The organism is Streptomyces sp. NBC_01439, from assembly GCF_036227605.1.
Classification (GTDB): Bacteria; Actinomycetota; Actinomycetes; order Streptomycetales; family Streptomycetaceae; genus Streptomyces.
The window spans coordinates 5587725-5603620 of sequence record NZ_CP109487.1 but is presented as its reverse complement, the minus strand read 5'-3'; the positions used below and the strand labels follow the sequence as shown (position 1 = coordinate 5603620).

The 15896-nt window shown below is 75.0% G+C and carries 12 protein-coding genes; 1 reads left to right on the top strand and 11 read right to left on the bottom strand.

Annotated features, from left to right (window positions below; genetic code table 11):
- Positions 1–8: 8 nt before the first annotated feature.
- The 3 genes from OG207_RS25320 to OG207_RS25310 all read right to left on the bottom strand — a co-directional run bounded on the left by OG207_RS25320 (position 9) and on the right by OG207_RS25310 (position 3141).
- Positions 9–383, bottom strand: coding sequence for a hypothetical protein (locus OG207_RS25320; RefSeq protein ID WP_329101124.1), 375 nt, complete (start codon positions 381–383; stop codon positions 9–11).
- A gap of 24 nt (positions 384–407) precedes the next feature.
- Positions 408–1709, bottom strand: a complete 1302-nt coding sequence (locus OG207_RS25315; RefSeq protein WP_329107856.1) for an NAD(P)-binding domain-containing protein — start codon at positions 1707–1709, stop codon at positions 408–410.
- A 67-nt stretch (positions 1710–1776) separates the two neighbouring features.
- Positions 1777–3141 (bottom strand): carboxylate--amine ligase, encoded by a 1365-nt coding sequence (locus OG207_RS25310; protein WP_329101122.1) that lies wholly within the window; start codon positions 3139–3141, stop codon positions 1777–1779.
- Positions 3142–3435: 294 nt separating this feature from the next.
- Between OG207_RS25310 and OG207_RS25305 the strand changes: the two genes are divergently transcribed.
- A complete protein-coding gene (locus OG207_RS25305; protein WP_329101121.1) occupies positions 3436–5097 on the top strand; it encodes a glycosyl hydrolase in 1662 nt (553 codons plus the stop codon).
- 5 nt (positions 5098–5102) lie between these two features.
- Here the strand turns inward: OG207_RS25305 and OG207_RS25300 are convergent, their stop codons facing one another.
- The 8 genes from OG207_RS25300 to OG207_RS25265 all read right to left on the bottom strand — a co-directional run bounded on the left by OG207_RS25300 (position 5103) and on the right by OG207_RS25265 (position 15895).
- Positions 5103–6245: a GNAT family N-acetyltransferase gene (locus tag OG207_RS25300; protein ID WP_329101119.1), complete on the bottom strand. Its 1143-nt coding sequence runs from the start codon at positions 6243–6245 to the stop codon at positions 5103–5105.
- On the bottom strand, positions 6242–7048 hold the full coding sequence (locus OG207_RS25295) for a lipopolysaccharide biosynthesis protein (RefSeq protein ID WP_329101117.1): 807 nt from the start codon (positions 7046–7048) through the stop codon (positions 6242–6244). The genes OG207_RS25300 and OG207_RS25295 overlap by 4 nt, the downstream gene beginning before the upstream one ends.
- A gap of 69 nt (positions 7049–7117) precedes the next feature.
- The gene (locus tag OG207_RS25290) at positions 7118–8389 is read right to left on the bottom strand and encodes a glycosyltransferase (protein WP_329101115.1); all 1272 of its coding nucleotides are present in this window, start codon (positions 8387–8389) and stop codon (positions 7118–7120) included.
- Positions 8386–9162 (bottom strand): polysaccharide deacetylase family protein, encoded by a 777-nt coding sequence (locus OG207_RS25285; protein ID WP_329101113.1) that lies wholly within the window; start codon positions 9160–9162, stop codon positions 8386–8388. Before OG207_RS25285 ends, OG207_RS25290 begins: the two co-directional genes overlap by 4 nt.
- Complete coding sequence (gene murJ / locus OG207_RS25280; RefSeq protein ID WP_329101111.1) at positions 9152–11491, bottom strand: murein biosynthesis integral membrane protein MurJ; 2340 nt, start codon at positions 11489–11491, stop codon at positions 9152–9154. The genes OG207_RS25285 and murJ overlap by 11 nt, the downstream gene beginning before the upstream one ends.
- 284 nt (positions 11492–11775) lie before the next feature.
- Positions 11776–13182 carry an O-antigen ligase family protein gene (locus OG207_RS25275; protein ID WP_329101109.1) on the bottom strand — a complete coding sequence of 469 codons (1407 nt, stop codon included), beginning with the start codon at positions 13180–13182 and terminating at the stop codon, positions 11776–11778.
- Positions 13182–14702, bottom strand: coding sequence for an exopolysaccharide biosynthesis polyprenyl glycosylphosphotransferase (locus OG207_RS25270; protein WP_402695864.1), 1521 nt, complete (start codon positions 14700–14702; stop codon positions 13182–13184). Before OG207_RS25270 ends, OG207_RS25275 begins: the two co-directional genes overlap by 1 nt.
- Positions 14699–15895 (bottom strand): glycosyltransferase, encoded by a 1197-nt coding sequence (locus OG207_RS25265; RefSeq protein WP_329101107.1) that lies wholly within the window; start codon positions 15893–15895, stop codon positions 14699–14701. The genes OG207_RS25270 and OG207_RS25265 overlap by 4 nt, the downstream gene beginning before the upstream one ends.
- Between the last annotated feature and the right edge of the window lies 1 nt (position 15896).

The window sequence follows — 15896 nt, the reverse complement described above, 5'->3', positions numbered from 1 at the left end:
CCCACCACCTAACGGCCGGGCCAGTACGGCTGGGAGATCAGCCGCTCCCACTCCTCGTCGGGATGGCCCGGCAGGGTGCGTCCGGCCTCCCTCCAGCGCTTGACCACGGAGAGGTAGATCGTGGGCTGGTCGGCGTGGGAGGCCGTCGCGTACGGGCCGGCGTAGGGCGCCGCGTACGGACCCTCGTACGCGGCGTGGTCGTACCCGGCTCGGTCGTACCCGCCCCGGTCGTACCCCGCGTGGTCGTACCCGACGTGGTCGTACCCGACGTGGTCGTACCCGACGTGGTCGTACCCGGTGGCCCTGGACCGACCGGCGGGCTGTTCCCCGCGGCTGGCGGGAATGCGCACCCAGCCGCGGCCCTGCGCTCGCTCCGAGCTCATCACGGACCCCTCTCTCCGCGGATCTCACCGCAGATGTGTCTTCGGATGCCCTGGGGGTACCCCCGGAAGCGGCCCGGGGGAAACGACCCGGCCCGACCGGGCGACACCAGAGGAACCCGACCGCGGACCCCGGGCGCCGAGGCGCTTGCGGACTCCTCTCACCAGTCTCCCCGCCGTGAAGCCCGCGCCGTGTACGAATCGCATGGAAGGGCCGAATGAGGGAGCCGTCAGCAGCCCCGCGAAGAACAGTCCGGGCCACGAGGACTCGAACCCGGAACTCAGCTCCGGCGCCCCGCTCTCCCCCACGGTCTCCAGCGCCGCCCGCAACCCCGCGTCGAGCAGCTCGAGGCGGTCCAGCTCCGGGACGAAGCCGGTGGCCGCGATGACGTGCGCGGTGTCCAGCACCACGGTTTCCCCCGCCCGGGTGGTCAGCCCGAGCCGGGTCCGCTCGCCCACCGCCACCGCCCGGTGCAGCTGGTGCCCGAGCAGGACGGGAACGCGCGGCTCGAAGCGGTCCCGCAGCCACCAGGCACCGGCCGGCCCCAGCGCCGTCGCCGCGATCCGCTCCCGGGTGGGCGCGGGCAGCCGGCGCACCGCCCAGGGCAGCTCCGACCACACCCAACTGCGCCAGCCGGTGCCCAGGCCGCTGTGGGGATCGCGCAGGGCCCGCAACGGGGGCCGATCCAGGGGCTGCGGGACGGTGTTCCAGTTCAGCCGGGAGCGCCGGGCGACCAAGCAGGGCAGGGCACCCTGCTCGGCCAGCAGCGCCGCCGTCTCCAGGGCCGCCTGCCCGGCCCCGAGCACGGCGACCTCACGGCCCGCGAACCGGCTCAGGTCCCGGTGGCCGCTGCTGTGCGAGTAGTGCGCGGGCGGGAGGTCCGCCAGCGCCTCGGGGTGGCGGACAAAGGGCATCACCCCGACCGCGAGGGCCACCGCACGGGCGAGCAGGGGCGGTCCCTCGGCGGTGCGCACGCGAAAGCCGTCGCCCTGCGGGGTCACCTCCAGCACGGTCACCTCCTCCACCTCGGGAGCGGCCTGCCGGGCGAACCACATCCCGTACGCGCTGAACGTGCCGATCGGCAGCGGAGTGCCGTGTTCCGCACTGGTGCCGAGGGTGGCGCAGTAGTCGGCCAGGGTGTGCCTCCCGTCCGGCGCGGACAGGTTGGACGACCAGGGCTCCGACTTCAGGTACATGCCGTCGGGCATGTGATCGCGCCACGAGGCCATGGGCCGCCCCAACAGCCGCACGTCGAGCCCCGCGGCCGCCGCGTGGGCGGCGATCGACAGCCCGTACGGGCCCGCACCGATCACCACGAGATCGTCGATCCGCGTCAACGCCGCTCCTCCAACTCGATGGTCACCGGCCCGGCCCGGTCCGCCGTGACGGTCCTGGTCATCGGGACACCAGCTCGTCCGGCTCGGCCGGGGCCTCCGGCGGAACGGGTTGGGAGGCCGGCACGGCGGATCCGGTGGAGCCGCCTGCACCGCCGGCGGCTCCGGCACCACCGGATCCGATGGGCTCCTCGTTCCGGCCGCGCTGCCGGGGCGCGCGGACGACCGCGAGCGCCGTCCGGCGACCCTGCTCCGGGACCCCGCGCAGCGCCCGTGCCCCCTTGCCCGCGCCCCGCCCCAGCAGGGCGCCGAGCATCGCCAGGAACGGCAGCGGATCGTCTGCTGCGAACCAGGCCGTCTCGACGCTCCGCCGCTCGGCGGACGGCTGTGGGGCCCGCTGCGGGGCCGACTTCTGGTCCGCGCCCGGGCCCGAGGACGCGGACGCCCCCACCGGCCCGGCCGGATCCGCGGCGGGCACCGCCGCCGGGCGGCGCGGCATCGAACCGCCCCGGGCCCTCGCCAGCAGCGCGTAGTTCTCCGCGACGAACACCCGGCCCGGCCCCCCGGAAGGCTGGGGGACCTGCTGACCCGTCAGGTCCAGGTACATCGCCTGTACGACGTCCAGTCCGGCCGAATCCACGAAGAGCCGGAACTGCGCGCCCGGCCGGGGGTTGAAGTCCACGAGGCGGAAGCAGCCCAGCTCGTCGCGGCGGAAGTCGAGGTCCAAGATCCCCTGGTAGCCCAGCCGTTCGGCGAGCCGCAGCCCCGCCTCCTCCACCGCCGGATCCGGCAGCCAGCGCCCCACGGCCGTCAGCCCCGTCCGCACCGGCCAGGACAACTCCTTGCGGCCCGAGCCCGCGAGCAGCGGCCGCCCGCCCCGTGCGAAGGCGCCGTGGAAGAACCAGTCCGTGTCCGGACCGGCCGGCAGGAACCGTTGGAGCAGCAGCCTGCTCCCGGCCTCGGCGGACCGCTCGTAGAGCCGGCGCGCCTCGGCGGTGGTGTGCAAGAGCGTGGTGCTGCGCAGCCCGTCGACCCCCGTGGGCAGCAGCCAGGGCCGGCTCCACTTGGCGATCGCCGGCAGGCCGAGCCGCCAGGCCGCCTCGGCCGCCTCGGCCCCGCTCGCCGGGATCACGGTCTCCGGGTGCGGGACGTCCCACCGTGCGCAGAGCCGCGACAGCTCGGCCTTGTCGGCCACCCGGGCGGGCAGGTTGTCGGGCTGATGGGGAATCCGGTAACGCTCGCGGAGCACCGGTGCGACCCGCGACACGGCGATCGCGCTCAGGTCGTCCATGGCGATGAGCACGGCCGGGCGACCGATCCGCTCCGACACCCCGGTCAGGCACTCCAGCAGCGCCTCGGGCGCCTCGGGGTCCAGCCCGCCCGCCGGCCCGGAATGCACGGCGTGCAGATAGCGCGAACGCCCCATGGGACCTCCCCCGGCCTCGACGACGGCATGGACCTCCACGCCCTTGCGGCCAAGGGATCTGACGGCGCCGAGGGTTCCGTGGTGGAACGGATTCCGATCGAGTCTGAGCACTACTGCGGGCACATGGCTGAGATACGCGGGCATGGAACGGCGTCTTTCACCTAGTCGGACCAAGCGGGGGTGGTGCGCACCTGCGAATGGCCTACGCGGCCAGTCACCGAACAGGCCATTCGTCAGATCTGATGCCTAACGTCTTCGGACAGCACACCGATTCGGGAAAGCTCGGGAGACGCCATGCCCAGACCACGCCGCCGACTGGCGAGCACCTGCATCGGTACGGTCACGGCCGGACTGCTGGCCACCGGCGCCGCGCTCGCAACACCGGAGAAGGACCGGCCCGAGGGCTCGGACATCGCCATGGGCGCCTATCTCGACTACGGGCCGCCCGGGGTGGCCCGGATCCCGTACCTGTCGAGCTGGTTGGGCGGCAAGAACATCCGGGTCGGGCACACCTACCTCCCCGGCGACAAGTGGGCCGGCATCGAGGGCAGGGTCTCGTTCCTGGAGCACTGGGCCGAGTGGCGCCGGGCCGAGGACGACCGGATGTTCGTCCTCAACGTGCCCATGCAGGAACGGAACGAGGACCGGGTGCCCGACCACCAGGTGGCCCAGCTGATCAGGGCGGGCGCGGAGGGCCAGTACGACCGGCACTTCCAGCGGCTCGCCGAGCGGCTGGTGGAGCTCGGCGTCCCGGACACGGTGATCGTGCTCGGCTGGGAGATGAACGGCGTCACGTACACCCACCGGTGCGCACCGGACCCGGAGAACTGGAAGGTGTACTGGAAGCGCATCGTCACCGCGATGCGTGCCGTACCCGGGCAGGAGTTCACGTTCGACTTCGCCCCGAACAGGGGGGTGGACGCGATCGGCTGGACCAAGTGCTACCCGGGCGACGACGTGGTGGACGTCGTCGGTATGGATTCGTACGACCAAGGTCCCGGCCAGACCTTCGACGACCAGATCACCCAGCCGTACGGACTCCAACACCAGGTCGAATTCGCGAAAGCACACGGCAAGTCGATCTCCTACCCGGAGTGGGGGCTGTTCCGGCGCGGGGACAATCCGGAGTACGTGCGTCGCATGTTGAAGTGGATCGCGGAGCACAAGCCGCTCTACCACACCATCACCGACTACTGTCCGCACGGCGTGTGGCAGTGCAAGCAGAACCCGGAGTCCTCCAAGGCCTTCCGCGACGCGCTGACGCCCGAGCGGCCCGGTCCGGTGGTCCCGACCCCGGTGGTGCCCACGCCCGTGGTGCCGACCCCGGTGGTGCCGACCCCCGTGGTGCCCACGCCGGTCGTGCCGACCCCGCAGGTGCCGACCCCCCAGGTGCCCACACCTCAGGTGCCCACACCTCAGGCCCCGACGCCGGAGATCCCCACCCCCACGCCGGTGGTACCGACGCCGGTGGTCCCCACACCCCAGGTCCCGAAGCCCGAGGTCCCCACACCCCAGGTCCCGAAGCCCGAGGTCCCCACACCCCAGGTCCCGAAGCCCGAGGTCCCCACACCCCAGGTCCCGACGCCCACGCCGGTCGCCCCGAGCCCGCTCGTCCCGGCGCCGGTCACTCCGAGCCCGGCGGTCCCGCTGCCGGTCACTCCCAGCCCGCTCGTCCCGACACCCGAGGTCCCCGAACCCGACCCCGAGCCCACCCCCCGGCCCTCGCCCGCGGTCCCGACGCCCCAGGTCCCGGCGCCCTCGCCGGTCACCCCGAGCCCCGTCGTCCCGAGCCCGCTCACGCCGAAGCCCCTGCCGCAGCCCACACCGCCGCCGGTCAACAGCAAGCACTGGTGCGTGCCGCTCAACTTCGGCGAGTGGCTCTCCAAGCTGGTCGGCAAGCAGTCGGTCTGCATCAAGCTGGACTTCGGCGGGGAATCCGGCCTCTGGCCCTTCTAGACGGGTCATCGCACCCGCAGTTCGCCCAGCCGCGACCGCCAGTCCCTGGCGGCCGGCAGTGCCTCCCGCAGTACGTCCACCGCCCGTTCGCGCCCCGTGATCTGCGACTCGTGTACGCGCAGCAGGGGCGCGAGCGCCGCCGTGGACAGCAGGAAGCGCCGGTTGACGACCGTTTCGGGCCGCCAGTGGTTCTTGTACGGCTCGTTGCCGCGCAGGAAGCTCACCACCGGCCGGCCCTCGGCGAGCGCCCGCCCGGCCTCGTAGCGCAGCAGCAGCGTCGCGACGTCCACCTTCCGCGTCCGCAGGTCGGGGTCGGCCCCGTACAGGTAGCCGCCGCTGAGCCCGGACGACAACAGCGTGACGTTGGCCGCCACCACCTTGCCGTCCAGCCGGAACTCCGTCAGCCGGCTCTCGCCGGCCCGCACCATCCGCCGGGTGGCCCGGGTCAGGTGTTCGGCGAAGCGGGGCCGCAGGTGCTCGGGCGTCACCCCGCGGCCGCGCCACTGCTTCTCGTGCAGCCGCAGCAGGGTCCGTACGGCGCGCGGCACTTCCTGCTCGGTGACCTCGTGCTCCTCGATCCCGGCCGCGTCGGTCTTGCGCAGCTTGGCCCGCACCCGTTGGGCGCCGGAGGCCGGCATCCGCTTGACCAGTTCGTCGAACGGCAGGGTCGGCAGCTCCATGCACGTGGAGTCGACGAGCACGCTGGAGACCCCGGGCCACTGCCGGTACAACTCCTCGGCGGCGGCCCCGGGACGTACCTCCCGCAGGTCCACGACCGCGCCGCGGGCGGCCCGGTGCAGCCCGCGGGCCAGCGCCGGGACGACCTGGTCGGCGTACTCCGCGGCCACGAGCACGTCGAAGTAGTCGGTGATGGGTCCGCCGATCGGAACCAGCAGGGGCATCGGCCGGTGCACGAGCATCAACGCGGCCGCGCCGACCAGCTCCTCGCCGCGCCGGACGAGGACGATCCGGAGCCGGCCGTCCTTGCCGTACGACAGCCACCAGGAGTGGAGCCAGGCGTGGCTCTGGAAGGGGGTGGCGGTGGGGCAGCCGCGGAAGAGCCTGTTCCAGGGCTCCTCCAGCGCGGCGAACTGCCGGGGGTCGCGGCACAGCGTCACCGACAGGGTCCCGGCGGAGCCCGAACTCATCGAACGGACTCCTTCTCCTTGGTCGAGGCCGGCTCACCCTGGGCGGGCAGCGACGTGTACTCCTCGACCGGGGACCCGCCGGCCGTCTCCACCGGGGACTCGACCGCGGACCCGGCCGCGCCGTCCTCGGAACGCCGTGCGCGGCCCGGCCGGGCGAGCAGCCACAGTCCGCCCAGCAGTCCGCCGGCGCACGTCCCGACGGCACCGCTGATGGCAGCGGACGGGGAGGAGGGCTCGGACGGGGCGACCGCCTGGTTGAAGAGGAGCAGCTGGACACCGGTGTTCTTGGCGGCCTGATTGCTGTTCAGGGACAGTGCGTCGGCGACCGCGTTCGCGATGTCGGCGGCCTCGGCGGGGCTCTTGGAGGTACCCGTGACGGCGATCATCGGGGACTCGGGGGAGGTCTCGGCCCGTACGTGGGTACGCAGCTTCGCCGCGGTGACGCCGGCCCGCGGCTGGGCGTAGGCGAGGGTGGAACTGCTGGTCGCGATGCGGGCGTAGGCCTGCGCGAAGCCGAGGGCGGTGGCCGGCTCGGTGGTGTCGTCGGGTACGGCGACGACATAGCTGGTGGCGGCGTACTCGGGGGCCTTGAACACCCCGTACGCCCCGCCCGCGGCCAGCCCCAGCAGGGCACAAGCGGGCAGCGGCCACCACAGCGGCGGCGACGCCTTCCGGCGGCGCGGCCTGCGCTCGGATCGGTGGTCCGCCTTCCGCTCGGACCTGCTCTCGGACCTCTTCTCGGTCTTCTTCTCGGTCTTCTTCTCGGTCTTCTTCTCGGGGTTCTGCTCGGCCGTGTCGGCCATGGACGTGCTCGCTTCCTGAGTGGAGGGGGGTTCCTTCGGGGCCTTCGGGACCCCTTCGGGCAGGGGGGATCAGCCGGTGCCGGTCGACTCCGCAGGTCCGGGCCCGACCGGCTCGCGCCGGGCGCCGACGACGGCTGCGCCGCCGGTGGCGCCGGGCGCCGGGTCGGCGGCGGCACGGCCCCGGGCCGTCCCGGCGGCGCCCGGCGCGGCCGAGAGGGCGAGGTCGTACACGTCCAGCAGCTGCCGCGCGCTGCGGGCGATGTCGTAGCGGCGGACCACCGCCGGCGGGGGCAGCCGGCGGGCACCCGCCTCCATGTGGCCCCGCAGCGCCGCGACGAGCTCCTCCGTGCCGGTGCCGATGCGCCGGGCCCCGGGGGCCTGCGCGGCGGGCAGGTCGTCGATGGCCGGGCAGGTCACGTGCAGGACGGGGAGTCCGGCGGCCAGGGCTTCCACGACGGCGAGTCCGAAGGCCTCTTCCCGCGACGGGGAGACGAAGACGTCCATCGCGGCCAGCAGGGCCGGAATGCCCGGGGTGCGGCCGTCCGCGCTGTCGCCCAGCGGGTCCCGCTCCCCCAACAGGTGGATCCGGCTCTGCGCGCCGAGCTCGGCGGCGAGCCGACGCAGCCCCGCACGCTCCGGCCCGTCCCCGGCCAGCAGCAGGTGCGCCCCCGGCAGCGCGGCCACGGCCCGCACCAGGGCGTCGAACCGCTTGCCGGGGACCAGCCGGCCGACCCCGCCGACCACGAAGGCCCGCTCGGGCAGCCCGGTGCGGGCCCGGGTGGCCTGCCGGACGCCCTCGTCGAAGCGGAAGCGGACGGCCTCGATCCCGTTCGGTACGACGTGCACCCGCGCGGCCGGCACCCCCCACCCCTCCAGCCGGGCGGCCACGGTGTCAGAGACGGCCACGGTGGCCGCACCCAGGCGTTCACTGGCCAGGTACAGCGTGCGCACCCCGCCGGAGAGCGGCCTGCCCTCGATCTCGCCCTCGCCGAGGGAGTGTTCGGTGGCCACGGTCGCTCCGGTGCCCGCGAGCCGGGCCGCGAGGCGCCCGTAGACGCAGGCCCGGTACAGGTGCGTGTGCACGAGGTCGTACCGGCCGCGCCGGATGAACCGCACCAGCCGGGGCAGCGCCCCCAGGTCCCGGTTGCCCCGCATGCCCAGGTGGACGACCCGGACCCCGTCGGCGCGCAGCCCCTCGGCCACCGGCCCGGGGTTGGTCAGCGTCAGCACGTCGCACTGCATCGGCATGTGGCGCAGCAGCAGTCGCAGTTGCTGTTCGGCGCCGCCGACGCCGAGCCCGGTGATGATGTGCAGTGCCTTGACCGACTGCATCGTCTTCATCGCTGCACCCCGCGCCGCAGCTCGCGCACCTGGTGGCGGAACTGCTTGATCCGCAGCCGGGCACCGCCGTCGGCCTGGCTGACGTGCGTGCGCGGCAGTGCGTGCGGGCCGGCGAGCCGGCCGGGGTCGATGGCGCAGGCGTAGCCGTAACCGGCGGCCCGGGTGGCGTCGACGACCCGGGCGTCGAGGTGCCCGTACGGGTAGCAGAACCCCTCGGGCAGGGTGCCGGTCAGCTCGCGCAACAGGTCGCGGCTGCCCCGCAGTTCCTGCTGGAGCACGTCGTCCGCGGTCGCGGGGAGGTCCTGGTGGAGCAGCCCGTGCGAGCCGATTTCCTGTCCGGCGTCGGCAACTTCGCGGATGCCCTCGGCGGTGAGCAGGGACTTGCGCGGGCCCAGCGGGTCCCACACGTTGTCCACGCCGAGCCGCCCCGGCAGCACGAAGAGGGTGGCGGTGCAGTCGTAGCGGCTCAGCAGGGGGAGCGCGTGCGTCAGGAAGTCGGTGTACCCGTCGTCGAAGGTCAGCCCGACCAGCCCGGCTCCGCGGCCGGCCGCGCGGGCCCGCAGCAGTTCGCCGACGGACACCCCGCGCAGGCCGCGGGAGCGCAGCCACAGCAGTTGGGCCTCCAGGGCGAGCGGGGTGACGGTGATTCCGTACGGGTCCTCCGAGGGGTCGGTGAATTCGGCGACCGAGTGGTACATCAGGACCCACGGCGAAGCGGTCCGGCGGGTGGGGACCAGCACGGCGGCGGAGGCCGTGTCGGTGTCAGCGGACATTGCGGAACCTCTGGGTGAGCTGGGAGATCTGACCGGGCAGGGCGGTGACTTCGAGGGCGCGCATGGCCATGCCGGTGGCTCCGAACATGGCCGGGACCAGCAGGCAGCCGAGGGCGGCGCTGAGCATCGGGTCGGGGATCTTCGGGCCGGCGATCCAGCCGAGGGCGGCCGCGGCGACGGCGGCGACGCCGAGCTTGCCGATGCTGGCGGCGACCCGGCGGACCTGGATGGCGATGATCCGGGAGCCGAGGCCGGTGAGCAGCATGACGGCGGTGGTGGTGATGCCGGCGGCGTTGGCGGCGGCGATGCCGTAGGTGCCCCACCAGCCGACGGCGAAGGCTCCGGCCACGATGTTGACGAGCAGTCCGGCACCCATCGCGAACGCCGGGAACCAGGTGGGCCGGGCGGTCGAGAAGAAGGGCCGGGACAGTGCGCCGACGAGGCAGTGGCCGAGGAGTCCGAGTCCGTAGACCCGCATGACGGAGGCGGTGGCGAGGGTGTCCTCGTGGGTGAAGGCGCCGCGTTCGAAGAGGACCTGGATGATCTGGGGCGCGTAGCCGATGACGAGTGCGGTGCCCATCAGGACGGCCAGCGAGGCCAGCGCGAGGTCCTGCTCCACCCGCCGCCGGGCCTTCTCCCGCTCGCCCCCGGCCATGGCCTGGGCGACGACGGGGAAGGTGACGGTGCAGATCATCAGCGAGAGCACCATCGGCATCTGCGCGACCTTCTGCGCGTAGTTGAGGTGGGAGATCGCCCCGGGCGGGAGCGAGGCGGCCAGGAACCTCTCGACGAGCACCTGCGACTGCCGGAAGACCGCGAAGAAGATCACGGGGGCGATGACCCCGAAGGCGATGAGGGTGGGGCGGTCCCGGTCCCGGTCGCGCTGGTCGCGCGGAGCGGCCCGCTTCGCGCGGGGCGGGCCGAAGCCCACGTTCCGTACGAAGGCGGGCAGTTGCACGAGCACCATCAGGAACCCGCCGACCGCGACGCCCGCAGCGGCGGCCCGGACGCCCCACAGGGTGTGCAGGGCCACCATCGTGCCGATGATGCCGACGTTGTACGAGACGTAGATCGCGGCGGGCGGAAGGAAGGACCTGTGGGCCCGCAGCGCGGCACTGAAGTATCCGGCGATGCCGAAGGAGAGCACGGTGAGCGCGGTGAGCCGGGTGCACTCGACGGCCAGTGCGGGGTCGGGCAGTCCGGGGGCGAGTACGGCGACGACGGCGGGCGCGGCCACGATGAGCAGGGCGGCGACGGCGGCCAGCAGCACGACGAGCCGCGGCAGGGTCGCCCCCACCAGGAGCCGTACGGGGTCCTGCGCGCGGGCCTCCCTACGGGTGAGCCTGGCCCGGCCGGCGGCCCGGTGGGCCAGGGCGTGACTGAAGGCGGGCACCATCAGCAGCGCCATGGCGTCCTCGATCAGCAGCGTCGAGGCCATCTCGGGCACGGTCCAGGCGATCAGGAAGGCGTCGCTGTCGTGCCCGGCCCCGAAGAGGTGCGCGATGCTCTGGTCGCGCACCAGCCCGAACACCGCCCCGGCTGCGGTCAGTCCGGCGGTGACCGCGGCGGCCTTGGCCAGGAACCGCCCGAGCGGCTGCCCCCCGCCGGGGCCGCTCCCGCTCGGGATGACCGACTCTGACGCCCGGCCCCCGCCGGGGCCGCTCCCGCTGGGGGTGACCGACTCTGATCCTTGGCCCCGGCCAGAGGTGGTGGCCTCGGCAGCCCGGCTCGCGCCCGGGGTGCCAGAGCGCCCGCCCCCGCGACGGGCCCGGCGCGGCCGAACCCTCCCGGCGGGGACGCTGGCGCCGGGCTCGCCCGTGGCTTGGCTCCCGCCCGGGGTGGCGGACTCGGGCGCCAGGATCCCGCTGGGGGTGGCGGAGAGCCCACCCGCACGGCGGGCCCGGCGCAGCCGGCCCCTCCCGGCGGGGACGGCCGGGACGAAGGACTCGCCCACGGCTTGGCTCCCGCCGGGGGCGGCAGCGAGCCCGCCCGCGGGGCGGGACTGGCGCAGCCGACTCCCGGCAGGCGCCGTCTGGCTGCCGCCGGGGGTGGGGGAAAGCACGGCCGCGCGGCCGGCCTGGCCCGCCCTGGCCTCGGGGAGTTCGCCGAAGCCGCTCGCGGCCACCCGCACGCTGTGTCGGCCCGAGGCCCCGCCCGGGTATCCGGCGGAGCCGAACGCGGCGGCCCTGCGCGTACTCGGACTGCCGCCCGGGAGCCCTCCGGCAACGAACCCCGGGGCGGCCGACGCGGCGACGGATCCCGGGTCCCCGGCGGCAGCTGTGCCCCGGGACCTGGCCGGGTCCTCCGCTCCGGCGGGCCGTACGGCCACGGGCCTGCTCCTCGGGTACCCGGGGTCCGCCGGGCCCGACCCGCCGGCGACCTTGACGGGCCCCACGGTCACGGCCGCACTGCGTGAGTACCCAGCCGCGCCGGGAGGGCCGACCGGATCGGTCCCTCCGGCGGACCGCACGGGCAGGGGCGCGTTGTGGGCGCGGCCGGCGAAGCCGGGGTCCGCGGGGACGCGCGACGGGCCGGAGGCGGGAACGTTCGGGACACGGGCGTGGCCCGCCCCGGCCGGGGAGCCGGAGGCGGGCCGCCAAGGCGTGGTGTCCGTCACGGGCGAGCCGCAACCCCGGGGGCCCTACCCCGTGAAACCGCACCGCCGGACGCCTCGGGATCCGCCGCCCCCCGGGAGGGCAGCGCCCACCAGGCGGCCAGGCCGATGACGACTCCGGTCAGCACCGTGGACGGCCCACCGATGTCCGCGTAGAGGAAGTCGGTCAACTGCCACACGAACAGCCCGATCGCGATCAGCCCGCAGTCCCGCGCCTTCGCGCCCGCGCCGCCTCCGGCGCCGGAGGCGGAGGCGAGCCGGCGCAGCCCCGCGACCAGCAGGGCCGCCCAGCCGCCGACGAGTGCGATCAGCCCGATCAGGCCCTGCTCGCTCAGGATCAGCAGGTACATGTTGTGCGGGGAGAGCAGCGGCTGGCGCAGGTACGCCTGACCGGCGCCCGCGGTGTCGCTGCCGGAGGACAGGCCCAGCGAGGCGTGCCCGTCCCGGTGGGCCGGGAAGCCCTTGAGCCCCACCCCCACCGCCGGCCGGTCGCGCCACATCGATTCGGCGGCGGCCCACATCGTGTAGCGGTCGGTCACCGACTGGTCGGGGGCGCTGGACACCTGGGTGATGGAGGTCAACCGTTCGGCGACCATCTCCGAGCCGACCCCGAACCCGCCGACCAGGACCACCCCGGCGGCGGCGAGCGCGGCGACCACCTTCAGGGCCCGCCGGATCCCGGCCAGCGCCATCACCAGCACCGCCGCGCCGACGGTGGCGATCCACGCGCCCCGGCTGAAGGACAGCACCAGCGGGAGCACCAGCGCCAGCGCGCAGCCGCCCGCGATCCGCCGCAGGCGCCGCGGCAGCCCCGGGGCGAGCCCTGCGGCGGTCGCCACGATCAGCCCGTACGCCACGACGGTGGCCATGCCCATGACGTCACCGGGGCCGAAGGTGCCGACGGCCCGGACGTCCTCGCCCTGGTACGAGGCCCCGGTGTGGGTGGCGTACTGCACGACCCCCACCGCGCCCTGCACCAGCGCCAGGACCACGAAGCACCCGGCGGCCAGCCGGAACTCCGCGGCGCCCTGCACCAGGAGCACCACGGCCGCCGGGACCAGGACGAAGACCTGCAGGTAGCGCACGAAGCCCGGCAGGGCGGCGTACGGGTCGCCCGCGGTCATCGTCGCGACCGCCAGGCCCACGGCGGGCGCCCCGAGCACGAGCACGCCCAGCGGGGGCAGCGTCCGCACCCGGCCGCGCAGCGCCTGCACCGCACAGACGAGGACCAGCAGCAGTGAGGCGGCGTCGGCCGGGCCGACCTTCCCGGAGGCGGTGGCGTCCCCCGCCGGGAGCGGGGCGAGCAGGAACAGCACGGTCGCGGCGAGCGGCAGCAGCGGCCAGTGCCGGCGCACCGGACCCGGCACGTCCGGCCGGACCAGCCGGCCCGGTACGGCGAGGCTCATCAGCTGCCCCCCAGCCGGAAGCGGAAGAAGGAGGCCGCGGTGCGGGCGAGGATCCACAGGTCCTGCCACAGCGACCAGGTGTCGATGTAGTGGTTGTCGAAGCGGGCCCGGTCCTCGATGGAGGTGTCCCCGCGCAAGCCGTTGATCTGGGCGAGGCCGGTGATGCCGACGGGCATCCGGTGCCGGGCCTCGTAGCCCGGGTGGACGGTGGAGAACTTGGCCACGAAGAAGGGCCGTTCGGGTCGGGGACCGACCAGGGCCATGTCACCGCGTACGACGTTCCACAGCTGCGGCAGCTCGTCCAGCGAGGACTTGCGCAGGAAGGACCCGACAGGACTCATCCCGCGGTCGCCCGCCACCGTCCAGCGGGTGGCGGCCTCGTGCGCGTCGGCGCGCAGGGTGCGGAACTTCAGCAGGGTGAAGGGGCGCCCGTAGAGGCCGACCCGTTCCTGCCGGAAGATCACCCCCGGCCCGTCCCAGACCCGTACGGCCAGCGCGCACGCCCCCATCACGGGCGCGGCGGCGACCAGCGCGATCAGGGCGAGCACGGTGTCGATGCCCCGCTTGGCCCAGCGTTCCAGCGGCCGGGTCGGGCGCGGCAGCAGCGGCTGCACGGAGTACCCCCAGAGCTGGTCGGCGGGGTGCGGCAGCCGCATGCCGGTGACCTTGGCGGTGCCGGCCGGGTCGGCGAGCCACAGCCGGCAACCGTGGTCGTGGAAGAGCCGGACCAGGGAGGCGGTGCGCTCGTCGGCCTCCGGCGGTCTGGTGAACACCGCGTGCCCGACGGAGTTCTGGATGACCGCGCGCCGGATGTCCTCGTGGGTGGCGAGCAGCGGCAGGGCGCCGCCGGCGCCCTCGGCGGGCGCCGCCGTGTCTGCGAGCCCGACCGGGCGCAGCCCGAATTCGGGGCGGCCGTGCAGGGCGGCGGCCACCGCGCTCGCCCCGGCGCCGGGTCCGACGACGAGGGCGGAGGCGGGGCGGCGTACGGCCGCGCGGCGCTGGAGCTCGTTGACGAGGCCGCGGCCCGCGCACGCCAGTACGACCTGCAGGCAGACGGCGGTGAGCAGCGCGCTCCAGCCCATGGCCCGGGCCGGGTCGGCGGCGGCGGTGACGGCGGCGACCGAGCACCACAGGACGGCGGAGCGTCCGGCCAGCACGGGCAGTTCGAGGAGGGCGGAGGGGGCGAGCCGCGGCCGGTAGAGCCCGGCCTGCGCGTGCAGCGCGGCGAGCAGGACGGGGGCCACGGACAGGACGGGCGGCGCCACCGCGGGCAGGGTCGTCGCGGTGACCACGGCGGCCAGTGCGTCGGCGGTGAACAGCGGGAGCGCCCGGCCGCGCCGGTGGACGCGCCGGGGGCGCAGGGCGAAGCGGGCCTGGTCGGCCCTGGGCCCGCGCGGGGGGTGGATGGCGGTCGCCGAACGGCGGGCCGCCGCGGGGTGCACGGGCGCGAGTGCGCCTCCGCCGGCGGGCCCCGTGCCGTTCTGCCCGGTGTGCCGGGCGGGTGCGCTGTCCATCGTCATCGGCTGATGCGCTCCTGGTTCAAGGGCCGGGGCCTGCCCAGCAGTTCGTGGTACAGGCCGGTGACCGCGTCCGTGGTCCGCCGCACGTCGAAGTCGGTCCGGGCGTGCTGCCGGGCCTGCTCCCCGAGTTCGGCTAGCAGCCGCGGCTGGGCGAGCAGCCGGCCCAGGGCCTCGGCCAGGGCCGTCGGGTCCTCCGGCGGCACCAGACACAGGCGTCCCTGGCCCGGCGGCAGGCTCTCCCTGGCACCGCTGACGTCGGAGACCAGGACCGGGCGGCCACAGGCCATCGCTTCGAGCGGGGCGAGCGCCATGCCTTCCCACCGCGACGGCAGTACAACGAGATCGGCGGCCCGAAGCCACGGTCGGATGTCGGCGGCGGCGCCCGCGAAGTGCACGCTGGTACCGGACGGCGCGGCGATGCGGCGCAGCCGTTCCGTGTCGGGGCCGTCCCCGACGAGGGCGAGGCGGGCTCCGGGGACGGTGGCGAGCAGTTGCGGCCAGGCCCGCAGCAGGATGTCCTGCCCCTTCTGGGGGCAGATGCGGCCCACGCACACGGCGAGCGGCCCGTCGGCCGGGAAGTCGGCGGGCAGCGGTAGTTCGGCGCGGGCCAGGGCCCTGTCGCGGTCGGGGTCCGGTCCGCCGGGACGGAAGTGGTCCAGGTCCACGCCGTTGCGGATCACCGACCAGCGGGCGGTGATCCCCTCGGTCTCGCCCGCGCGCCGTTCGGCGTCGCTGACGCAGAGCACCCGGTCGGCCCAGCGGGCCCCGTACCGCTCCCAGCGCAGCGCGAGCGCGCCGGTGGCCCCGCCGACCGCGTCGAAGGACCATGCGTGGGGCTGGAAGACGGTGGGCAGGCTCCCGCGTGCGGCGAGCCGGCCGGCCAGGCCGGCCTTGGCGCTGTGGGCGTGCAGGAGGTCGGGCCGTACCCGGTGGAGGACCTGCCGGGCGCCGATGATCTCGGCGGGCAGTCCGGGTCCGGGGGCCCGCCCGGCGCGCCAGGTGAGCACCTCGGCTCCGGCGGCCCGGGCGGCGTCGCCGAGCGTGCCGCTGGGCGGACACCCGACGACGGTGCGCAGCCCTTCGGCGGTCTGCGCGCGGACCAGGTCGGTGACGACCCTGGCCACACCGCCGTCGACGGGTTGTACGAGGTGGAGGACGGTCGTGGGCTGTGCCGCCCGAGGTTGACTGGGCACG